The following is a 19,487-nucleotide window of genomic DNA, read 5'->3' on the forward strand; positions in this document are numbered from 1 at the left end:
GCCCGTCGGAGACGAACGCGGCCGGATGACCGACCGAGAACGCGGCGTAGCGGGTGACCCGCGGCGAGCGCAGCGTGATCGCCCAGCCGAGCCTCGCAACGCTCGGCAGCGGGCGTGTCATGGCCGGAGGGTGGCCGCAGCGCGTCGGCGATGAATCTCCAGGTACCGGCGCAACAGGTCCGGTGCCGGTGACGTCGGCCGCACGGCGCCGGCGTCGCGGGCGCGGGCGACCAGCGCGTCGGCGGCCGCGTGCAGCCGCTCCCGGATCCCGGCCACGGACCCAGATGGAACTGCGTGGCGCGACGGCGCTCGTGACCGGTGCGAACCAGGGTTTCGGCCGTCAGCCGGCCGTGGAGCTGGTGACGCGTGGCGCGACGGTGTACGCCGCCGCCCGCCGTCCGGAACTGATCGACATCGCCGGGGTGCGTCCGCTGCGGCTCGACATCACCGATCCGGGCTCGGTCGAGGCCGCCGCCCGGACCGCGCCCGACGTCGACCTGCTGGTCAACAATGCCGCCTCCACCGAGATCGGCAACCTGGTGACCGGAGATCCCGACGTGGTCCGGCGGATGCTGGACACCCACTTCCACGGCACCCTGGCGATGATCCGGGCGTTCGCCCCGGTGCTCGCAGGCAACGGCGGCGGCGCCGTCCTGAACGTGCCGGACGAGCTGGCGCGGCACGCGCTGGACGGCATCGAGGCGGGCGAGATCGAGATCCTCGACCGGCAGAGCGCCGAGGCGAAGACCGCCCTCTCCGGCCCCCCGCACCCGTTCGATCCGGCGGCCATCGCGGGTTCCTGACGTCCCGGAGCCGGCGGGTCGGCCGACCGACGACGGGTGTGATCCGCACGTCACAGTCCACAATTGAACCTGAGCACGGATTCAATTAGCGTCCCTCGGCGAGGGGAGCCACCGACGGCTCCCGGTCCGCCGGAGGGAACGCATGGACGTCACGGGGCAGGTCGCGGCGGTCACGGGTGGGGCGGGCGGCATCGGCCGCGCGATCGCCCGGCGACTCGTGGAGAACGGCGCCCGGGTACTGGTCTCCGATCTCGACGCCGGCCGGATCGACCAGGTCGTCGCGGAGCTGGAGGTCCTCGCCCCGGGCCGGATCGCCGGACACGTCGGCAACTGTGCGGACGAGACCGATCTCGCCGGGCTGCTCGCCGAGGCGGATCGCCGGTTCGGGCCGGTCGATCTCTTCGTCGCCAACGCCGGGATCGGCCCGGTCTCCGGGATCGACGCCCCGGACGCGGAGTGGACCGCCGCGCTGGAGGTCAACGTCCTCGCGCACGTCCGGGCGGCCCGGCTGCTGCTGCCCGGCTGGCTGGAGCGCGGCCGCGGGTACTTCGTCGCCACCGCGTCCGCGGCCGGGCTGCTCACCCAGATCGGGTCGCCGACCTACACGGTCACCAAGCATGCCGCGGTCGGCTTCGCCGAATGGCTGTCGATCACCTACGGCGACCGGGGGATCGGGGTGAGCTGCCTGTGCCCGATGGGTGTCGACACCGCGATGCTGCGCGGCGGCACCGACAGCGGTGGCACCGACAGCGGCGGCGTCGAGCCCGGTGCCGCGGAGGCCGGTGACGGTGAGGCGCTGCGCCGGGCGCTGGCCGCCGTCACCGGGGCCGGCCGGGTGCTGGACCCGCTCGACGTCGCCGACACGCTGCTGGCCGCATTGCACGACGAGCGGTTCCTCGTGCTCCCGCACCCGGAGGTCGGCGAGTTCCACCGGCGCAAGGCCGCCGACCACGACCGCTGGCTCGCCGGGATGCGGCGCTACCGGCAGAGCCTCGGCTGAGCCCCGGCCACCGGGCCGTCGACCACCAGACCACCCGATCACCCGCGATCCGACGGAGACGCACCATGGACTTCGCCCCCAGCCCGCGCGCCCAGGAGTACCAGAAGCTCCTGCTGGCCTTCATGGACGAGCACGTCTACCCCGCCGAGCCGGTCTACGCGCGGCAGATGGCGGAGTCCGGGAACCCGAACTTCCACCCGCCGGTCCTGGAGGAGCTCAAGGCGGAGGCCCGCAGCCGGGGTCTGTGGAACCTGTTCCACCCGCACGAGCGCCCGGACTGGGGTGCCCCCGGCCTGAGCAACCTCGACTACGCCCCGCTGGCCGAGATCATGGGCCGCAGCCCGCTGCTCGCCCCGGAGGCGACCAACTGCAACGCCCCGGACACCGGGAACATGGAGGTGCTGGAGCTCTTCGGCACCGACGAGCACAAGGAGCTGTGGCTGCAGCCGCTGCTGGCCGGGGAGATCGCCTCGGCGTTCGCGATGACCGAGCCGGACGTGGCCAGCTCGGACGCGACCAACATCGAGCTGCGGATGGTGGCCGACGGCGACGACTACGTGCTCAACGGCCGCAAGTGGTTCGCCTCGAACGCCCTGCACACGCACTGCCGGGTGCTCATCGTGATGGGCAAGACCGATCCGGACGCGGCACCGCACCGCCAGCAGTCGATGATGGTCGTGCCGCTGGACACCCCCGGGATCACGGTGGTGCGCGGCCTGCCGGTGTTCGGCTACCTGGACCGCGAGGGGCACGCCGAGATCCTCTTCGAGGACGTCCGGGTGCCGCGGACCGCGCTGCTCGCCGGCGAGGGCGATGGCTTCATGATCAGCCAGGCCCGGCTCGGGCCCGGCCGGATCCACCACTGCATGCGCTCGATCGGCGCGGCCGAGCGGGCGCTGGACCTGATGATCGCCCGGGCCCGGGAGCGGGTGACCTTCGGCAGCCCGGTCGCCGAGCGGTCGAACATCCAGGACTGGATCGCCGAGGCCCGGATCGACATCGAGATGACCCGGCTGCTGACGCTGAAGGCGGCCTGGCTGATGGACACCGTCGGGAACCGGGAGGCGCGCACCGAGATCGCGGCGATCAAGGTCGCCGCCCCGGCCGTGGCGCTGCGGGTGATCGACCGGGCGATCCAGGTGCACGGCGGCGCCGGCGTCACCGAGGACTTCCCGCTGGCCGGGTTCTACGCCCACCAGCGCACGCTCCGGCTGGCCGACGGCCCGGACGAGGTGCACAAGCGCACCATCGCCCGGATGGAACTGCGCCGCGTCGAGTCCGCCGGACGGCGCTGATGGCCGTGCAGCCGACCGGCCGGGGCGCGCGGGCATGACCGGCTCCGGTGCAGCGCGCACCGAGGGCCCGATCGACGACGTGCCGCCGCTCGCCGACACCTCGGGGATCCGGGAGCCGACCACCCGCCGCGGCGCGCGCACCCGGGCCGCGCTGGTGACGGCCGCCCGGACGGTCTTCGAGCGCGACGGCTACCTGGCGGCCCGGCTCAGCGACATCACCGCCGAGGCGCGCTGCTCGATCGGGACGTTCTACACCTACTTCGCCGGGAAGGATGAGATCTTCGCCGCCGTCCTGGAGGCCGCCCAGGACGACATGCTCCATCCCGGCATGCCGCACGTCGCCGCCGACGACGACCCGGCCGCCGTGATCGAGGCCAGCAACCGGGCCTATCTGGTCGCCTTCCGGCGGAACGCGAAGCTGATGGCGCTGATGCACCAGGTGGCCGCGGTCGATCCGGCGTTCCGGGAGCTGCGCCGGCGCCGCGGCCGGGCGTTCGCGGAGCGCAACGCGCGGCGGATCGCCGAGCTGCAGCAGCGCGGGCAGGCCGATCCGGACATCGACCCGTTGCAGGCGTCGTACGCGCTGTCCGGGATGGTGAGCCGGATGGCGATGGACCAGCTGGTGGGGGAGGGCGCCGACCTGGAGGAGCTGGTCCGCGTGCTGACCCGGCTGTGGATCAACGGGCTGCGGCTCACCGACAGCTCGGGGCGGCCCGCGCGGTGAGCCGGTCAGGCCCCGGTCGTCGCGCCGGGTCCGGGGGCCGGGTCCGGGTCCGGGCTGAAGATGTCCTCGATGGCGCGGCCGAACACCGCCGCCAGCCGGAACGCGAGCGGCAGTGACGGGTCGAAGCGGCCCTTCTCGATCGAGATGACCGTCTGCCGGGTGACGCCGAGCTCGGCGGCCAGCCGCTGCTGGGACCAGCCGTACCCGCGGCGCAGCTCGGCCAGGGTGTTGCGCACCGTCATCCCCGCCGGCGGGCGAGCAGGTAGCGCACCGATACCGACACCAGCGCCACCAGCACGGTGGCGGTCAGCGCGCCGATCCCCGGGACGTCGGCCCCGGTCACGGCGAGGGCCGCCAGGGCGAGGCCGGCGAACGTCACGGTGTCGGTGAACGCGCCGCGGGCGGCGGCGTCGAACCACACCGACTCGACGGACTCCTCGGGGCGCTCGGTCGCGCCGCGCAGGGTGCGCCGGTCCACCAGGAACGCCCACACCAGCCCGGTGAGCCCGGCGAACGAGACCAGCGCGACGGCGGCGCCGCCGATCAGTGGCCGGGGACCGGCGGCGCCGGCCAGCGCCGCGCCGACGCCGAGCCCGGCGGCGAGCACCGCCCCGGCCGGTGCCGCGAGCCACATGGCGGGCACCGTCCCGTTGCCGAACCGGACACGGCCCCAGCGGGTCGGTGCGTCGTCGGTCATGATCACCCCTCCGATGTACAGCTCACTTGACATGTTGAGTGAGCTTTACACAGCGGTGGGCTGCGCGCAACGGTGCGGCTCCCGGGTCAGCCCGCGCCCTGGACCTTCGTCGCCAGCAGCTCCCAGCTGCGCCACCAGCTCTCCCGGCGCGGCGCCGGGACGGTGACGACGAGCTCGTCGGCGTCGGCCCGGGTGGTGAACTCGGCGAGCTCGCGGGCGACGGTGTCCGGCGTGCCGACGGCGCTGCACCGGGTCATCGTGCGGACCTGCTCGCCGCCGGGGCCGTCGAGCACGGCGTCGACCTCGGCGTCGGTCAGCGAGCGCCCGCGCCGCCCGGTGAGCAGGCGGACCCGGTCGCGCTGGGTCTCGTGCAGCACCTGCTGTGCCTCCTCGGCGGTGTCCGCCGCGATCACGTTCACCCCGGCCAGCACGTGCGGCTCGGCGAGCTGGGCGGACGGCCGGAACTCCCGGCGGTAGAGCGCGACGGCCTGCTCGAGGGCGTCCGGCGCGAAGTGCGAGGCGAACGCGTAGGGCAGGCCGAGGGCCGCGGCGACCTGGGCGCCGAAGAGCGAGGACCCGAGGATCGTCAGCGGGACGCCGGTGCCGCGGCCCGGGTAGGCGTGCACGTTCGGCACCAGGGTCTCGTCCCCGAGGAACGCCTGCAGCTCCTGGACGTCCTGCGGGAAGCGGTCGGACGCCCGGGGATCGCGGCGCAGCGCGCGGACGGTCTCCTGGTCGGTGCCCGGCGCGCGGCCCAGCCCGAGCTCGATCCGGCCGGGGTGCAGCTCGGCGAGGGTGCCGAACTGCTCCGCGACCTGCAGCGGCGAGTGGTTGGGCAGCATGACGCCGCCGGAGCCGAGGACGATCCGCTCGGTGCGGGCGGCGATGTGCGCGATGAGCACACTGGTCGCGGCGGACGCGATCGACCCCATGTTGTGGTGCTCGGCGTACCAGATGCGCCGGAAACCCCACTGCTCCGCGCGCTGCGCGAGCGTGGTGCTGGCTTCCAGCGCCTGGCCGACGCTCTCGCCCCTGGCGACGGTGGCGAGATCCAGGATCGACAGCGGCAGGGGCAGGGACACGGGGACACCTCTCGTCGCGGAAGGGGAGGACCCTCCGGACAACAACGGGGATGCCCGCGACCTTCCGTCCCCGGGTGCACCCGTGCCCGGAGTGTGCTGCTCGCAACACCGATGCCGTCGGCGCCCGGATCACGGACGCCGCACCGTCAGAACGACGACGCCCAGCAGGTTCGTCCCGAGGTAGGCCAGCGCCGAGCCGACGACCGCGAACCCGACCCGGCCGGACGGGTCGGCGAGCAGCGCGAGGACGCCGATCGGCGCGACGTACATGACGATCCGGATGAGGCCGAGCTGGATCTGCTGGAGCTGGTCGATCACGTTCAGCGCGAGCGCGTTCCCGGTGGCGCGGACGTGCCGGTTGAGCGCGACCCCGAACAGCAGCGAGAACACGATGATCGGCACCATCGCGGCCTCGGCCATCGCCTCGACGATGTTGGTGGTGAAGAAGCCGAGGACGGTGTCCTGCCAGCCCGCGGGCTGCGCGTCCGGGGCCGCCAGTGCGGGATCGACGGCGCCGAGGCCGACCATCCCGGCGCCGGGCCGGAGCAGCAGGCCGAGTACCACCGCCACCACGGCCGACACCGCGGAGAGCCCGAGCATCCAGCCGAAGGGCCGGGCCGCGACCCGCCCGGTCCCGGCGCCGCTCATCGACCCGGTGGCGGTGATCACCGAGGTCATGACGAGCGGCACGATCGCCATCTGGACCAGCCGGATGAACGCGTCGCCGACGACCTTGAGGCTGCCCGCCCACTCGCCCGCGACGATGCCGAACGATGCCCGCGACGGCGGCGACGGCGATCTGGGCCGCGGGATGTCTCAGGGCGGAGAGCGTCATGTCGTCCCTTCGTCGCCGTCCGGTCGCCCGGCCCGGCGTGTGGATCATGGATCCGGGCGACGCCGACGACAGGATGTTGCGACGGCGGCTCGGTGGGATGTCCCCGTGTTACCCGGGGGAGCCGACGGTGCCGCGGGACGGCGGGCGCTCAGCCGGGCCGCACCTCCGACAGGGCGTCGGTGAGCAGTGCGACCAGCGCCTCGAGCTGCACGTCGGCCGACGACGGGCCGTCGTCGTCGATCCCGTCCAGCGCCTGCGCGGCCAGCCCCTCCTTGCTGTCGATCAGCTCGGCGATCCGGGCGTCGATCGTCTGCGCGGCGATGATCCGCCAGGCGGTGACCGGCTGGTCCTGGCCGATGCGGTGGCTGCGGTCGATCGCCTGGGTCTGCTCGGCGGCGGTCCAGGACAGCTCCGCGAGCACGATGTTCGACGCGACCTGCAGGTTGATCCCGACGCCCGCCGCGGTCAGCGAGCACACCGCGATCGAGACGTTCGGGTCGCCGGTGAAGGCGTCGATGTTGCGCTGCCGGGCGGCGGAGGTCTGGTCGCCCCGGATCGAGGCGATCCGCAGGCCCGCCCGGGCGAACGTCTGCTCGGCGGCGTCCATCACGTCGACGTGCTTGGCGAAGAAGACGACCTTGCCGGCGCTGCGCGCGAGCTGGGCGGCGTAGTCGGCGGCGAGCGCCGCCTTGGCCCGGCCGATCCGGCGCATCATGCCGAACACGTTGTCGCCGGACTTCGAGCCGATCGCGTCCTTCTGCTCCCACTTCGCGACCTGGCGCACCAGGTCGTGGTCGATGCCCTCGACGACGGCGCGGGAGCTGCGGTTGGCGAGCGCCTCGGAGTAGCGGGCCACCATCCGCCGGGCGAGATCGCGCTCGGCGGCCCGGATCGAACGCCCGTCGGCGCCGTCCAGCTCGACCGGTAGATCGGCGATCCGGCGGGCCGGGATGTCCGCGGCCACGTCGATCTTGCGCCGGCGCACGATGCCCATGTCCACGACGCACTGCCGGGCGGCGGGCTCGAACCGCGCGTCGGCCGGGGTCATGCCGGTGGCGGTGAGCGCGTCCATCAGCTCGGCCCGCGGCTTCTTCTCGTCGATCCAGCCGAGGAACTGCCAGATGGCGAGGAAGTCCTCGATGTCGTTGATCAGCGGCGTCCCGGTGAGCGCCATCATCAGCGGCCGGGTGGTGAAGGCGCGGATGCGGTCGGACAGCGCGAGCACGTGCTGCGAGCGCTGGGAGCTCTTGTTCTTGATGAAGTGCGCCTCGTCGACGACCATCCCGCGGAAGCCGAACTCGCCGAGCCAGCCGACGTGCCGGTCCAGGATCTCGTAGTTCACGACGACGATGTCGGCGAACCCGTCGATCGAGTCCCCGTTGCCGTAGATCACGGTGGCCGGGCGGCGCGGGGTCCACCGCTGGGCCTCGCGGACCCAGTTCGTCTTGACGACGTTGGGCACGACGACCAGCAGCGGATAGGCGTTCGCGGCCTCGGCGGCCAGCAGGGCCTGGGCGGTCTTGCCCAGCCCCGGCTCGTCGGCGAGAAGGAACGTGCGGTGCCCGGCGGCCGCGGACGCGACCAGGCGGGCCTGGTGTGCCATCAGCTCCGGGCCCTCCGGCCCGGTGTGCTCCGGCGGCTCGGGGAGCTCCATGCAGGTCGACGCGCCGGTCCCGGCCCGTTCGAACGACCGCAGCAGCGGCTCGAGCAGCTCCCAGCCCGACAGCGGCGTCGGCCGCGGCCCGGCCGGCCGGGGCGCCGAGAAGTCGGGCGCCAGGAACGGGTTCGCCAGCTGCCGGGAGACGACCGCCTGCGGCACGACCCCGGGCCGGGTCGGCTCGGGCGGAGCCGGCACCGGCTCGGCGACCTCCTCGGTCGCCTCCTCGACGCCGACCGAGCGCAGCACCTCGCGGGACATCGAGCGGGCCTCGTCGGACACCACCGCGTCCTCGGAGAGCAGGGCCAGCAGCGCCGCGTCGCGCACCGCGGTGGAGGCCAGGTTGGTCGCGATCGTGTCGAGCCGCTTGAGCTGCTCGGCCCGCTGCGCCTCGGTGCTCGTGCGGTCGCCCAGCACCCGGGCCCGCTCGTTGCGCAGCAACAGCGCGATCGCCTGGAACTTGGTGCGGGTCTCGGCGGTCACCCGACCGTTCCGCCGAGCGGCCTGGACCTCACGGACCGAGCGCGCGAGCACCGACATGATGTCCCCGCCGTCGCGGCCGCGACGGCGGTCCCGCGGGGCGTCACGGCGCGCCCTGGTCTGCGGCCGGCCTCGTCGAGCCAAGAACTCCTCCTCCGGAGTACCCGGCGGGACCACCGCAGCGGCCCCGCCGCGCATGCTGCTTCGGTCGGGGTGGCGGACGTCGCGGGAGGAGGAGCCGGATGGCCCATCCCCGATGCGACCCGACCCGTAGGTCTGTGGGAGATCGCCGTCGCAGGGCCGAACAGTCCGAACACGGAGCTGGGCGCCACGACGGGCATCCCGGACGCCCTCCGTCGATGATAACCCGACGGGCCGCGGCCGACGAGCGGCGCCGGTGCGCCGGTGGGGTGACGGTCGCGGGTCAGCCCCGCGGTTTCGCGTTACCGGAGGAGCCCTCGGTGTGGGACAGCCGCTTCGCGTCGCAGTCCCGGGCCGGGTATCCCTGCGAGTCACACCACTGGTTGGCCTCGTCGGCGGTGTAGTGCGGGACGGCGGCCACCGTGACCCAGAACCCGCCCGAGCGGAAGCTGGAGAAGTCCTCGGAGCGGACGAGCAGGAACGGCGTGTCCGGCCGGGTGGAGCCGGTGGACCGGTGTTCCCGCAGGTTCGACGGCGCGTCGTACCCGTCGACGCCGACCTGTTTCGAGGAGACCTGCGGCACCCAGTACCCGACGAGCTGGTCGGTGTAGGGGCGGTCGGCGTCGGCCAGCTCCTGCAGCGTGTCCGCTGCGGCCGGGGCCGCCGCTGCCGGTGCCGTCGGCGAGGGATAAGAGGTATCCGGGGGCGGAGCCGGCCCGACGGCGTGCGTGGCAGGCCGCAGCATGAGGACGGTTCCTCCGCCCACCGCGACCGTCAGCACGATCGCGGCCGCAATCAGCGCCGCGGCACTGCCGCGGCTCCACCCTCCCGGCCGGTCGGCGGCCTGCCGGGGGTCCTGGGCCGAGCTTCCGCAGCCAGGACAGAACAGGGCGTCCGCGCGCAGCGTTCCCCCGCAGGAGTCACAACGGTCCATCTGCGATCAGCCCGGGAACCGGTTCGCGATGATCTCGGTGATCTTCAGCAGGTCCGCGCTGTGCGCGAGGGCCCGCCCGAGCACCGCGCGGACCGCCTCCCACCGGCTGCGCACGACAGCGGATCGCGGCTCGTCGCGGTCCAGCTCGGCCAGGATCGCCTGGACGTCGGCGCGCAGGGCCGCGCGCTCGTCCTCGTCCTGCCCGCCGTCGACGATCCGGTCCCGGACCCGCCTGCAGGCTCGCCCGCAGGTCGGTGCCGGCCGGTTGGGCGCCGGCGTGGTGGGTGACCTGGCTGGTGGTCCCGATCCCGATCGCCGTTCCGCCGGTGAAGGTGCCACCGGTGACGTGGACGACCGAGTCCCCGCCGGGGCCGTCGTGGGTGTCGCTGCCGGTCATGGCTGCTGTCCGTTCCGCCCGCTCGGGCTGTTGGTCCGGGAGTCGGTCTGCTGGTTCACGGTGCCGATGCCGAGCGCGGTGCCACCGGCGAAGTTCCCTCCGCTGACCGAGATCGAGTTGTTGGTGATGATCGAGGCCTTCGCGGCCTCCATGAAGTCGACGACCGAGTAGCCGCGCTCCTCCAGGAACCTCCCGACCGCGCGGAGCACGGCACGTTCGACGATCCGCGTGTAGCGGACGGCGTCGGTGTCCTGGAAGTAGTCCAGCGTGTACGCGTCGGCGGCGAGCTCGCGCAGGGTGGTCCCGGCGCCGTAGCGGTCGGGGACGACCTCACCGGGGCGCTGGGGCAGCGCCCGGAACCGGTGCACGATCCGGGCGAGCCGCTCGAACACCGTCACGGGCAGCGTTATCGCCGTGCCGAGCGCCCGCAGGACCGGCCCGGCCCGGGGGGGGGGGGGGGGCCGGTCGATGTCGCGGTACTGGTCCTTCAGCGGTCTGAGCAGGCAGTGTGTCCATGCGAGGTAGAGCATCCGCGAGTCGACGCCCGCGGCGAAGTAGGTGGTCGTGGCGAGATCGCGGTCCCATGCCTCGATCCGGAAGCACCGGTAGTAGCGGGCCCACTCCTCCGGCCGGTCCGCGAGCTGCCGGACCCGGTCGGCGGGCAGGTGTGGGACCGGCGGCCGGTCCAGGCCCGGCAGGACCGGAGCGCAGCGTTAGCAACACGCACCGTCGAACCCGGGGAGAGGGTCGCAAGCATCCCCAAATCTGGGGACACGGGTTCGCCGCTTCCGCTCCTCCGGTCCGCCGGCACGTCACTCGTGCCGCAGCGCCTCCACCGGGTCCTTGCGGGCGGCCCGCAGCGCGGGCAGCGTCCCGGCGAGGAACGCGACGGCGACGATCACCGCGATCACCGCGAACACGGTGCCGGGGGCGAAGGCGATCAGCGTGAACCCGGGCAGGTCGGCGAACAGCGACCCGGCGAGCGCCGCGCTGATCGCGGTGCCGGCCACGATCGCGATCACCGCCCCGAGGATGCTGCCGAGCAACCCGAGGAACCCGGCCTCCAGGCTGAACAGGGCGAACACCCGGGCGCGGCCCATCCCCATCGCCTGCATGAGCCCGATCTCGCGGGTCCGTTCCTGCACCGACATGAGCAGCGTGTTCACGATGCCCAGCCCGGCGGCGACGAGTGCGATCCCGGCGAACGCGTTCAGCACCAGGACGATCGTGTCGATCACCGAGGTGAAGGCGCCGATCTGGTCGGCGATCGTCCGGCCCTCGAACCCGGCGTCGACCAGCCGGTCCTTCAGCGCGGTGAGCTCCTCGGGGGTGATGTCCGCGGCGTACTGCACGGTGGCCTGGGACCACCGGTCCACCTGGTCGGCGGGCAGGCCGACCTGCTGCAGGTCGTACACCGCGTCGGACAGTGCGTCGTTGACGGTCACGCCCGGGGCGGCCGGCCCGGCGAGGGTGTCCTCGGTGACGCCGACGATCGTGCCCTGCACGGTCTGATCGGCACCGGCGCCGTCGGTGAGGCCGAGCGTGACGGACTTGTCGATCGCGTCCGCGGCGTCGGTGAAGCCGAGCGGATCCACGTAGCTGAGCGGGATGGTGAGCTGGCGGGCGTCGCCGGTGCCGTCCGGGGCGGTGCCCTCGGTGCGCTCCTGGGTCTGGCCGGGGAGCAGGGTCGACGCGGTCGTCGCGTAGCGGGTGCCGGACCCGTACTGGACGAAGTCGACGGCCAGCGACCGGATCGGCGCCGCCTCCTCGACCCCGTCGATGCCGGCGAGGGTGTCGATGTCGGCCTGCGTCATCACGGTCGTCGTGGTCGGCGGGCCGGGCTGGTCGGAGGTGACCGCGTCCGGGTCGTAGACGGGTGGCCCGTCGGTCTCGATGGCGACGTCGGCGTCGGAGCGCTTGACGACCGTCATCACCTCGCTGGACCCCAGCGAGGACACGGTGCTGTCGATGAACCGGTTGATGCCGGTCCCGGCGCCGTTGGTCAGGGTGAGGGTGAAGGCGCCGACGAAGATCGCCAGCACGGTCAGCAGGGTCCGCGCCCGGGCCCGGAACAGGCTGCCGGCTGCGGTGCGGACGAGGTCGCGCGTCCTCATGCCGCCGCCACCTCGTCGGTGACGATCCGCCCCTCGCGCAGCCGCAGCGTGCGGTCGCAGCGGGCGGCCAGCTTGTCGTCGTGGGTGACGATCACCAGCGCGATGCCCTGCTCCCGGTTCAGCGTGAACAGCAGGTCCTCGACGATGCCCCCGGTCACCCCGTCGAGGTTGCCGGTGGGTTCGTCGGCGAAGACGATCCGCGGGTTCCCGACGATCGCCCGGGCGATCGCCACCCGCTGCTTCTGCCCGCCGGACAGGTCGGTGGCCCGGTTGGACGCCTTGTCGGCGAGCTCCAGCTGCTCCAGGGTCGCCATCGCGCGCTCCCGGCGGACCCGCGGGGCCAGCCCGGCGATCGTCAGCGGCAGCATCACGTTCTCCAGCACCGTCCGGTCGGGGGAGAGCAGGAACTGCTGGAAGACGAAGCCGAACGTCTTGTTGCGCGCCCGGTTCAGCCGCGACCGGCGCAGCTCCCAGGTGTCGCGGTGGTCGAGCAGGATGGTGCCGTCGGTCGGCTCGTCCAGCAGCGCGAGCAGGTGCATCAGGGTGGACTTGCCGGAACCGCTGCGGCCGACGACGGCCAGGCTCTCGCCCTCGTAGACGTCCATCGAGACGCCGCGCAGTGCCTCCGAGCCGCCGACCGCGCTCCGGTAGGTCTTCCGCACGTTGCGCGCGGACAGTATGGCCTCGTTCATGGTGTCCGTTCTCTTCCGTGGCTGGTCGGCACAGCCTCGCCGCAGACATGCGCGCCGGGCATCGGCCCGTGGGTGTCTTCCCGTGTACCGCAACCGCAGTACACGGATGCACAACCGGCGGGGGAGGGCCCGGACGCCCGGCGGGTGGACAATGGGCCGGTGCCCGGGACCGCGATCGGACCGCCGCGTCGGCTGATCCCGGTGTGGCTCACCGACGTGGCGGTGACCCTGCTCGTGCTCGGCGCGGCGGTCGCCCCGGTGGCCGGCCGGTTCGGCGAGGTGAGCGCGCTGGGCCCGGCGTTGGAGGCGCTGCCGGCCGTGCTGCTCTGGCTGCGCCGCCGGTACCCGGTGGCGGTGCTCGCCGCCTGCACGGCGTGCTTCGTCGGCGCGCTGTTCACCGCGGTGATCACGCCGCTGTCGGTGTTCGCGCTCGCCGTCGCGATGTTCGCCTGCGCCGACCACCACGGGCGGCGGTTCACCGTCGCCGCGTACCTCGCCGTGCTGGCCGTCGTCGTGCCGGCGACGCTCGTCGCCGCGATCGGCTCCGGGCACCCGCCGCTGACGATCCAGATCGCGGTGACGATCGGGTTCGCAGCGGCGCTCGGGGACAGCACCCGCAGCCGCCGCGACTACATCGCCTCGATCACCGCGCGCGCCGAGAACGCCGAGGCGACCCGGGAGATCGAGGCGGTCCGCCGGGTCACCGAGGAACGGCTGCGGATCGCTCGCGACCTGCACGACGTCGTCGCCCACCAGATCGCGGTGATCAGCCTGAACGCCGGCGTCGCCTCGGCGAACCTGCACGGCGGGCCGCCCGCCGCGACCGACGCGCTGGCCACCATCCGGTCCGCGGCCCGCCGGGTGCTGGGCGACATCGGCGACCTGCTCGCCGTGCTGCGGGCCGACGACGACCAGCCACCGGTCTCCCGCCCGGGCCTGCACCAGCTGCCCGAGCTCGTCGAGTCGCTGTCGGTGTCCGGGCTGGAGGTGACGGTCCGGCGGACCGGCGAGATCCCGCCGACGCTCTCGCCGGCCACCGACGTCGTCGCCTACCGGGTGCTGCAGGAGGCGCTGACCAACGTGCTCAAGCACGGCAGCGAGTCCCGGGCACACGTGCTGGTCGCGGCCGGCCGGGACACGCTGCGGCTGCTGGTCACCAATCCGGTGTCCGACGCCGGTCCGGCGGGCCGGTCCGGGACCGGTGGGTACGGTCTGAACGGGATCCGGGAGCGGGCGGCATCGGTCCGCGGCCGGGTCAGCGCCGAGGAGCGCAACGGGATCTTCCGGCTGGACGTGCACCTGCCCGTCCCGGCCGCGGTGGGGGAGGGGAACCGATGCCGGACGTCGTGATCGTCGACGACCAGCCGCTGATCCGGTCCGCGATCCGCGGCCTGCTCGACGCCGACCCGGAGGTGACCGTGGTCGGTGAGGCCGGCGACGGCGTCGAGGCGCTGGAGGTGATCGCCGCGACCAGGCCGGAGGTGGTGCTGATGGACATCCGGATGCCCCGCCTCGACGGCATCCGGACGACCGCCGCGCTGTGCGCCGACGACCGGTTCGCCGACATCCGGGTGCTGGTACTCACCACCTTCGAGGAGGACGGCTACGTGGTCGCCGCGCTGCGGGCGGGCGCCAGCGGGTTCATCGGCAAGGGCGCCGAGCCGGAGGACATCCCGCGCGCGGTCCGCGCGATCCACGACGGCGAGGCGCTGCTCTCACCCGCGGCGACCCGGGCGCTGATCGAGAAGTACCTGACCGTCAGCCGGGCCGCGGACCAGGAACCCGGCGGGCACACCGGGCCGCCGCTGGAGACGCTCACCGCGCGCGAGCGAGAGGTGCTGGAGCTGGTCGCCCGGGGCCGGTCCAACCAGGAGCTGGCCGCAGAGCTGGTGATCTCGCCGCTGACGGTGAAGACGCACGTCAACCGGATCATGGCCAAGATCGGGGCGCACGACCGGGCGCAGGTGGTCATCTACGCCTACGAGAGCGGGCTGGTCGTCCCGTCGCCGCCGCAGGGCTGACCCGGCGGGTCTCCCCGGCCAGGCGCGGCCCGGTGAACTCGACGGTCACCGGCTCGGCGGGCAGCTCCTGGCCGATCAGCCCGAGCGCGCGCCGGGCGCACTCCCGGCCGAACTCGCGCGGCCGCAGGTCGAGCGCGAGCACCTCGGCGCCCAGCGCATCGGTGACCGAGGAACGGATGTAGGCGGCGACGGCGGGGTCGTGGTGGCCGTGCTCGCGCAGCCAGGTCGCGACCGAGCCGGCGGTGCTGTCCGTGCCGACCAGCAGGACATCCGGCTGTGCGGCCATCAGCGGGCCGAGCAGGTCCTGCACCCGCTCGTGCTCGGTGAACGGCACCTCGGTGACGATCGGCTCCCGGTCGAGCCGGGCGGACCAGTCGCGGTAGGTGCGCTGCAGGGCGCGGGCCCAGCCGGCGTCCGAGCCGGGGGCGAGCAGTGCGATCCGGCGGTGCCCGCGCGCGGCCAGTGCGTCCAGCACCGCCGTCGCGTGCCGGGGGTGGTCCACGGCGACCGTCACGGCGGGCCGGGGGAGCCCGTCCGGGACCTCCTCGGCCGCGACGACGGGCGCCCCGCCGGTCAGCAGGTCACGCGCGACGGCGTCGTCCGCGGTCACGTCGAGCACGACGGCGGCGTCCAGGCCGACGTCGCGGGCACCGTGCTCGCCGAGCAGCAGCACCGACATCCCGGCCTCGTCGCACGACTCGACCGCCCCGAACACGAACTCCATGTAGAACTCGTGGCTGGTCGCCCGGTGCGGCAGGTGCACGCCGAGCACGCCGTGCCGGCGCCGCCGCAGGTTGCGCGCGGTCGCGTTGACCCGGTAGCCGAGCTCCTCGGCGACCCGCAGCACCCGCGCCCTGGTCTCCGCCGAGACCCGGCCGCGCCCGGACAGCGCGTACGACGCGGCGGCCACCGACACCCCGGCCCGCTCCGCGACGTCGCTCAGCTGGACGGCTCTGCGCGCCATCTCCCGGTCCTCCTCCTCGCCCATATATCAACTTTCTTGTGTCTTTGTCGGCTCGGGTTGACGGACCCCTCGCCGACCTCCTAGCCTCAGATTAATCGATTAATCACCAACCCGCACCTCGGCTCCGGGTGGTTCGTGGGGCACCGTCGCCCCCTTCCCGCTGCCCGATGTGCGTCCCGGCCCGGCCGCAGCCGTCCACCGGCGGCACCGGCCACGATCCGCCGGCCCGGCGGATCCGGGACCGGACCCGATCGGGAGGAGTGGAATCGGATGATCGTCACCCAGGGGTGGGTGTACTGCGACGTCCAGGGCTGCTGGACGCCACCGTTCACCCGCGACGTCACGGTCGCCACCGGCGGCTTCGATCCGGTGCTCCGCGCCCGCTGCAGCGAACACGGCTGGCAGCACCACGCGGACATCGACGTGTGCCCGGAGCACGTGGGGGACCTGGACAAGCTCGCGGTCGACCGCGGCGACCGGCCCGGCCTCGACGGCGGGCCCGACCGGTCGTGAGCCCGGCCGCCGGTCCGGGCCGGTGACACCGGCTCCCGGGTCGCCGCACCCTTTCCCCGTCCACCGCCCGGGTGCCATGCTGCCTTAACGATCGTTCAGCGCTGACGTGAGGACGGGTGATGGGCAGCGAACCCGACCGGGTGGCCGGGCTCGACCCGGAGCGGGTCGCCCGCTGGCTCACCGGCACCGTCGACGCGCTGGTCGGTCCGGTCCGGTTCGAGCTGGTCGCCGGCGGCCGCTCCAACCTGACCTTCCGGGTCACCGACGCCGCGGGCACCGGGTACGCGCTGCGCCGCCCGCCCACCGGCGGGGTGCTGTCCACCGCGCACGACATGGCGCGCGAGTGGCGGTTCCTGACCGCGCTGGCCCCGACCCCGGTGCCGGTCCCGCGGCCGGTCGCCTTCTGCGCCGATCCGGACGTCACCGGTGCGGAGTTCTACCTCATGGAGTTCGTCGAGGGCACGGTGCCCGCCGACGCCGCCGCCGGCGCCGCGCTCGGCCCCGCCGCCTGCGCCCGGGCCGGCGAGCAGACCGTCGACGTGCTGGTCGAGCTGCACGCGCTCGACCCGGCCCGGACCGGGCTCGGCGACCTGATCCGCCGCACCGGCTACCTGCAGCGCCAGCTCCGGCGCTGGCACGCCCAGCTGCACGCCTCGGCGGACCGGCTGCCCCGGCTCGCCGCCGATCTCGCGCTGCTCGACGAGGTGCACGACCTGCTGCTCGCACACGTCCCGCCGCAGCGCACCGGGATCGTGCACGGCGACTACCGGCCGGGCAACGCGGTGTTCGGCCCGGACGGCACGCTGCGCGCCGTGCTGGACTGGGAGCTGGCCACCACCGGGGACCCGATGGCCGATCTCGCCTGGCTGATCTCGGGCTGGCCGGACCCGGGCGAGGACCTGGTGCCCACCACGTCCGGCCCGAGCACCGCGCCCGGCTTCCCGCGGCGCGCCGAGCTCGTCCGCCGCTACGCCGACCGGTCCGGCCGCGACGTCGCGGACCTGCCGTACTGGACGGCGTTCGCCCGCTGGCGGGCGGCCTGCATCAGCGCCGGCGTGCAGGCCCGCTACCTGGCGGGCCACATGGCCGACGACGGCCACCTGATTGAGGCGCGGGCGCGCGCCGAGCACGTGACGCAGCTGGGCCGGTCCGCCCGGTCCGCCCTGCGGGACGCGGGAATCTGACGAGGGGAACGGCGATGGCCTGGGATTTCTCGACCGAACCGGAGTTCGAGGAGAAGCTGGAGTGGATGCGCGGGTTCGTCCGCGACGAGGTCATCCCGCTGGAGACGCTCGACCTGGAACCCGCCGAGCTGGACCGGCTGACGGCGCCGCTCAAGGCGGAGGTGCGGGCCCGCGGGCTCTGGGCCGCGCACCTGCCGCCCGAGCTGGGCGGCGGCGGCTTCGGGCAGGTCCGGCTCGGCCTGATGCACGAGATCCTCGGCCGCTGCGTGTACGCGCCCGCCGTGTTCGGCAACAACGCCCCGGACTCGGGCAACGCCGAGCTGCTCGCCGTCGGCGCGAACGCCGAGCAGAAGCGGCGCTGGCTGGAGCCGCTGCTCGACGGCACGCTGCGCAGCGCGTTCTCGATGACCGAGCCCGGCGCCGGGGCCGACCCGACGCTGCTCACCACCCGGGCCGAGCGGGACGGCGACGGCTACCGGGTGAACGGCCACAAGTGGTTCACCTCGAACGGGTCGGTCGCCGACATCCTGGTCCTGATGGCCGTCACCGATCCGGACGCGCCGCCGCGCCGCCGGGCGTCGATCTTCGTCGTGCCCGCCGACGCGCCGGGCGTGCAGATCCTGCGGGACGTGCCGACGATGGGCGACCCGCACGAGCACTTCGGACGGCCCGGCGGGCACGCCGAGATCCACTACCGGGACGTGTGGGTGCCCGCCGAGAACCTGATCGGGGCGGAGGGCGACGGCTTCCTGCTCGCCCAGAAGCGGCTCGGGCCCGGCCGCATCCACCACTGCATGCGCTGGCTCGGCCAGTCCCAGCGGGCCTTCGACATGCTCTGCGAGCGGGCCGTCTCCCGGTACGCGCACGGCTCCGTGCTCGCCGACAAGCAGATGGTGCAGGACTGGATCGCCACCTCGGCCGCCGAGATGACCGCGGCCCGGCTGATGACGCTGCAGGCGGCCTGGAAGATGGACCGGGGCGGCACGACGGCCGCGCTGACCGACATCGCGATGATCAAGTTCTACGGCGCGGGCGTGCTGTACAACGTGATCGACCGGGCGGTGCAGGCGCACGGCTCGCTCGGCTACACCACCGACCTGCCGCTGGAGTCGATGTACCGGCACGCCAGGGCGGCCCGGATCTACGACGGCCCGGACGAGGTGCACAAGGTGACGGTCGCCCGGCGGGTGCTGCGCGACTACCCGCCCCGCGAGGTCCCCACCGAGCACGTGCCGACCCGGCGCGAGGCCGCCCGGGCGAAGTTCGCCGAGCTGCTCGACACGATGTCGGTCGGCTCGTGAACGGCCGCTCAGCCGCGGTGGTCGACGATCCGCAGCGCGATGCCGGTGTAGCGCTCCGCCAGCTCGGCCGGCGTGATGCCGCCGCCCGGCTCGTACCACTGCACGATCGCGTTGCACGCGGCGACGACGGCCCGCCGGGCGTCGTCCGGGTGCGGGCAGCCGAACACCCCGCGGGCGACGCCGTCGTCGATGATGTCCGCCCACAGCCGGGTCGCGGCGCGGCGCAGCCCGGCCAGCCGCTCCCGGTTCGCGGGTTCCAGGTTGCGCCACTCCAGGGCGGCGATGTTGCTCTCCACCCGCCGGCTCACCCGGTACTCCACGGTGACCCGGACCAGCGCGCTCAGCCGCTCCGCCGGATCGTCGCCGATCCCGCGCAGCGCGCGGTCGCACCGCCCGAAGTAGTCGTGGGTGATCTCCTCCATCAGCGCGGCCAGCAGGTGCTGCTTGCTGGGGTGCCAGTAGTAGAGCGCGGACAGCGACAGCCCGGCCCGCCGGGCGATGTCCCGGATCGAGGTGCCGTGGTACCCGCGTTCGGCGAAGCTCTCCCGGGCGGCAGCGGTGATCGCCTCCCGGCCGCCGCCGCGCCGGGGCGCACCCGGGTGGATCTCCTCGGCGGTGCTCATCGGGTCAGCATGGCCCATCGGGCGGGTGCG

At 73.9% G+C, this 19,487-nt stretch carries 22 protein-coding genes; 9 read left to right on the forward strand and 13 right to left on the reverse strand.

All coding sequences use genetic code 11. From position 1 onward, the window contains the following. Positions 1–117 precede the first annotated feature (117 nt). Positions 118–276, reverse strand: coding sequence for a hypothetical protein (locus tag ABZ881_RS18190; RefSeq protein WP_358485926.1), 159 nt, complete (start codon positions 274–276; stop codon positions 118–120). An 8-nt stretch (positions 277–284) separates the two neighbouring features. On the opposite strand from ABZ881_RS18190, the gene ABZ881_RS18195 reads away from it, so the two are divergent. The 4 genes from ABZ881_RS18195 to ABZ881_RS18210 all read left to right on the forward strand — a co-directional run bounded on the left by ABZ881_RS18195 (position 285) and on the right by ABZ881_RS18210 (position 3,822). Further along, the gene (locus ABZ881_RS18195; protein WP_358485928.1) at positions 285–803 is read left to right on the forward strand and encodes an SDR family NAD(P)-dependent oxidoreductase; all 519 of its coding nucleotides are present in this window, start codon (positions 285–287) and stop codon (positions 801–803) included. 142 nt (positions 804–945) lie between these two features. Beyond that, positions 946–1,803, forward strand: coding sequence for an SDR family oxidoreductase (locus ABZ881_RS18200; protein ID WP_358485930.1), 858 nt, complete (start codon positions 946–948; stop codon positions 1,801–1,803). A 65-nt stretch (positions 1,804–1,868) separates the two neighbouring features. Further along, positions 1,869–3,098: an acyl-CoA dehydrogenase family protein gene (locus ABZ881_RS18205; protein ID WP_358485933.1), complete on the forward strand. Its 1,230-nt coding sequence runs from the start codon at positions 1,869–1,871 to the stop codon at positions 3,096–3,098. A 34-nt stretch (positions 3,099–3,132) separates the two neighbouring features. Continuing rightward, on the forward strand, positions 3,133–3,822 hold the full coding sequence (locus ABZ881_RS18210) for a TetR/AcrR family transcriptional regulator (RefSeq protein ID WP_358485935.1): 690 nt from the start codon (positions 3,133–3,135) through the stop codon (positions 3,820–3,822). A gap of 5 nt (positions 3,823–3,827) precedes the next feature. On the opposite strand, the gene ABZ881_RS18215 is transcribed toward ABZ881_RS18210, so the two are convergent. The 10 genes from ABZ881_RS18215 to ABZ881_RS18260 all read right to left on the reverse strand — a co-directional run bounded on the left by ABZ881_RS18215 (position 3,828) and on the right by ABZ881_RS18260 (position 12,851). Next, positions 3,828–4,058: a helix-turn-helix transcriptional regulator gene (locus ABZ881_RS18215; protein ID WP_358485937.1), complete on the reverse strand. Its 231-nt coding sequence runs from the start codon at positions 4,056–4,058 to the stop codon at positions 3,828–3,830. A 2-nt stretch (positions 4,059–4,060) separates the two neighbouring features. After that, positions 4,061–4,519, reverse strand: a complete 459-nt coding sequence (locus ABZ881_RS18220; RefSeq protein WP_358485940.1) for a hypothetical protein — start codon at positions 4,517–4,519, stop codon at positions 4,061–4,063. A gap of 86 nt (positions 4,520–4,605) precedes the next feature. Further along, positions 4,606–5,595: an LLM class flavin-dependent oxidoreductase gene (locus ABZ881_RS18225; protein ID WP_358486209.1), complete on the reverse strand. Its 990-nt coding sequence runs from the start codon at positions 5,593–5,595 to the stop codon at positions 4,606–4,608. A 135-nt stretch (positions 5,596–5,730) separates the two neighbouring features. Continuing rightward, entirely contained in the window at positions 5,731–6,414 is a 684-nt protein-coding gene (locus tag ABZ881_RS18230) for a cation:dicarboxylase symporter family transporter (protein ID WP_358486210.1), read from the reverse strand. Between the two features lie 170 nt (positions 6,415–6,584). Continuing rightward, a complete protein-coding gene (locus ABZ881_RS18235) occupies positions 6,585–8,576 on the reverse strand; it encodes a DEAD/DEAH box helicase (RefSeq protein WP_358485942.1) in 1,992 nt (663 codons plus the stop codon). A gap of 421 nt (positions 8,577–8,997) precedes the next feature. Beyond that, the gene (locus ABZ881_RS18240; RefSeq protein WP_358485943.1) at positions 8,998–9,459 is read right to left on the reverse strand and encodes a zinc ribbon domain-containing protein; all 462 of its coding nucleotides are present in this window, start codon (positions 9,457–9,459) and stop codon (positions 8,998–9,000) included. Between the two features lie 195 nt (positions 9,460–9,654). Next, positions 9,655–9,987: a hypothetical protein gene (locus ABZ881_RS18245; protein ID WP_358485945.1), complete on the reverse strand. Its 333-nt coding sequence runs from the start codon at positions 9,985–9,987 to the stop codon at positions 9,655–9,657. Between the two features lie 54 nt (positions 9,988–10,041). Next, on the reverse strand, positions 10,042–10,443 hold the full coding sequence (locus tag ABZ881_RS18250; protein WP_358485947.1) for a hypothetical protein: 402 nt from the start codon (positions 10,441–10,443) through the stop codon (positions 10,042–10,044). A gap of 414 nt (positions 10,444–10,857) precedes the next feature. Further along, a complete protein-coding gene (locus ABZ881_RS18255) occupies positions 10,858–12,159 on the reverse strand; it encodes an ABC transporter permease (RefSeq protein ID WP_358485950.1) in 1,302 nt (433 codons plus the stop codon). Next, positions 12,156–12,851, reverse strand: coding sequence for an ABC transporter ATP-binding protein (locus tag ABZ881_RS18260; protein ID WP_358485952.1), 696 nt, complete (start codon positions 12,849–12,851; stop codon positions 12,156–12,158). Before ABZ881_RS18260 ends, ABZ881_RS18255 begins: the two co-directional genes overlap by 4 nt. Before the next feature lie 159 nt (positions 12,852–13,010). Here ABZ881_RS18260 and ABZ881_RS18265 point away from each other — a divergent pair, with 159 nt between their 5' ends. Then, positions 13,011–14,201 (forward strand): histidine kinase, encoded by a 1,191-nt coding sequence (locus ABZ881_RS18265; protein WP_358485954.1) that lies wholly within the window; start codon positions 13,011–13,013, stop codon positions 14,199–14,201. Beyond that, positions 14,186–14,872 (forward strand): response regulator transcription factor, encoded by a 687-nt coding sequence (locus tag ABZ881_RS18270; protein ID WP_358485956.1) that lies wholly within the window; start codon positions 14,186–14,188, stop codon positions 14,870–14,872. Before ABZ881_RS18265 ends, ABZ881_RS18270 begins: the two co-directional genes overlap by 16 nt. Here ABZ881_RS18270 and ABZ881_RS18275 read toward each other — a convergent pair. After that, positions 14,820–15,860 (reverse strand): LacI family DNA-binding transcriptional regulator, encoded by a 1,041-nt coding sequence (locus ABZ881_RS18275; protein WP_358485959.1) that lies wholly within the window; start codon positions 15,858–15,860, stop codon positions 14,820–14,822. The two genes, ABZ881_RS18270 and ABZ881_RS18275, sit on opposite strands and share 53 nt — an antisense overlap. A 246-nt stretch (positions 15,861–16,106) precedes the next feature. Between ABZ881_RS18275 and ABZ881_RS18280 the strand changes: the two genes are divergently transcribed. From ABZ881_RS18280 to ABZ881_RS18290, 3 genes are all read left to right on the forward strand, one after another. Further along, positions 16,107–16,349: a hypothetical protein gene (locus tag ABZ881_RS18280; RefSeq protein WP_358485960.1), complete on the forward strand. Its 243-nt coding sequence runs from the start codon at positions 16,107–16,109 to the stop codon at positions 16,347–16,349. Between the two features lie 119 nt (positions 16,350–16,468). After that, on the forward strand, positions 16,469–17,533 hold the full coding sequence (locus ABZ881_RS18285; protein ID WP_358485962.1) for a phosphotransferase family protein: 1,065 nt from the start codon (positions 16,469–16,471) through the stop codon (positions 17,531–17,533). A gap of 14 nt (positions 17,534–17,547) precedes the next feature. Continuing rightward, the gene (locus ABZ881_RS18290) at positions 17,548–18,834 is read left to right on the forward strand and encodes an acyl-CoA dehydrogenase family protein (RefSeq protein WP_358485964.1); all 1,287 of its coding nucleotides are present in this window, start codon (positions 17,548–17,550) and stop codon (positions 18,832–18,834) included. 8 nt (positions 18,835–18,842) lie between these two features. Here ABZ881_RS18290 and ABZ881_RS18295 read toward each other — a convergent pair whose 3' ends face one another. Then, entirely contained in the window at positions 18,843–19,457 is a 615-nt protein-coding gene (locus ABZ881_RS18295) for a TetR/AcrR family transcriptional regulator (RefSeq protein WP_344017905.1), read from the reverse strand. Positions 19,458–19,487 lie beyond the last annotated feature (30 nt).

This window comes from Pseudonocardia sp. NPDC046786 (assembly GCF_040645415.1).
GTDB lineage: Bacteria > Actinomycetota > Actinomycetes > Mycobacteriales > Pseudonocardiaceae > Pseudonocardia > Pseudonocardia kongjuensis.

Excerpts from the sequence above, each read along its gene's own strand:
- ABZ881_RS18195 (WP_358485928.1), top strand. The coding sequence starts at position 285 with ATGGAACTGCGTGGCGCGACGGCGCTCGTGACCGGTGCGAACCAGGGT.
- ABZ881_RS18200 (WP_358485930.1), top strand. The coding sequence starts at position 946 with ATGGACGTCACGGGGCAGGTCGCGGCGGTCACGGGTGGGGCGGGCGGC.
- ABZ881_RS18205 (WP_358485933.1), top strand. The coding sequence starts at position 1,869 with ATGGACTTCGCCCCCAGCCCGCGCGCCCAGGAGTACCAGAAGCTCCTG.
- ABZ881_RS18210 (WP_358485935.1), top strand. The coding sequence starts at position 3,133 with ATGACCGGCTCCGGTGCAGCGCGCACCGAGGGCCCGATCGACGACGTG.
- ABZ881_RS18220 (WP_358485940.1), bottom strand. The coding sequence starts at position 4,519 with ATGACCGACGACGCACCGACCCGCTGGGGCCGTGTCCGGTTCGGCAAC.
- ABZ881_RS18240 (WP_358485943.1), bottom strand. The coding sequence starts at position 9,459 with ATGCTGCGGCCTGCCACGCACGCCGTCGGGCCGGCTCCGCCCCCGGAT.
- ABZ881_RS18255 (WP_358485950.1), bottom strand. The coding sequence starts at position 12,159 with ATGAGGACGCGCGACCTCGTCCGCACCGCAGCCGGCAGCCTGTTCCGG.
- ABZ881_RS18260 (WP_358485952.1), bottom strand. The coding sequence starts at position 12,851 with ATGAACGAGGCCATACTGTCCGCGCGCAACGTGCGGAAGACCTACCGG.
- ABZ881_RS18270 (WP_358485956.1), top strand. The coding sequence starts at position 14,186 with ATGCCGGACGTCGTGATCGTCGACGACCAGCCGCTGATCCGGTCCGCG.
- ABZ881_RS18275 (WP_358485959.1), bottom strand. The coding sequence starts at position 15,860 with ATGGGCGAGGAGGAGGACCGGGAGATGGCGCGCAGAGCCGTCCAGCTG.
- ABZ881_RS18280 (WP_358485960.1), top strand. The coding sequence starts at position 16,107 with ATGATCGTCACCCAGGGGTGGGTGTACTGCGACGTCCAGGGCTGCTGG.
- ABZ881_RS18285 (WP_358485962.1), top strand. The coding sequence starts at position 16,469 with ATGGGCAGCGAACCCGACCGGGTGGCCGGGCTCGACCCGGAGCGGGTC.
- ABZ881_RS18290 (WP_358485964.1), top strand. The coding sequence starts at position 17,548 with ATGGCCTGGGATTTCTCGACCGAACCGGAGTTCGAGGAGAAGCTGGAG.
- ABZ881_RS18295 (WP_344017905.1), bottom strand. The coding sequence starts at position 19,457 with ATGAGCACCGCCGAGGAGATCCACCCGGGTGCGCCCCGGCGCGGCGGC.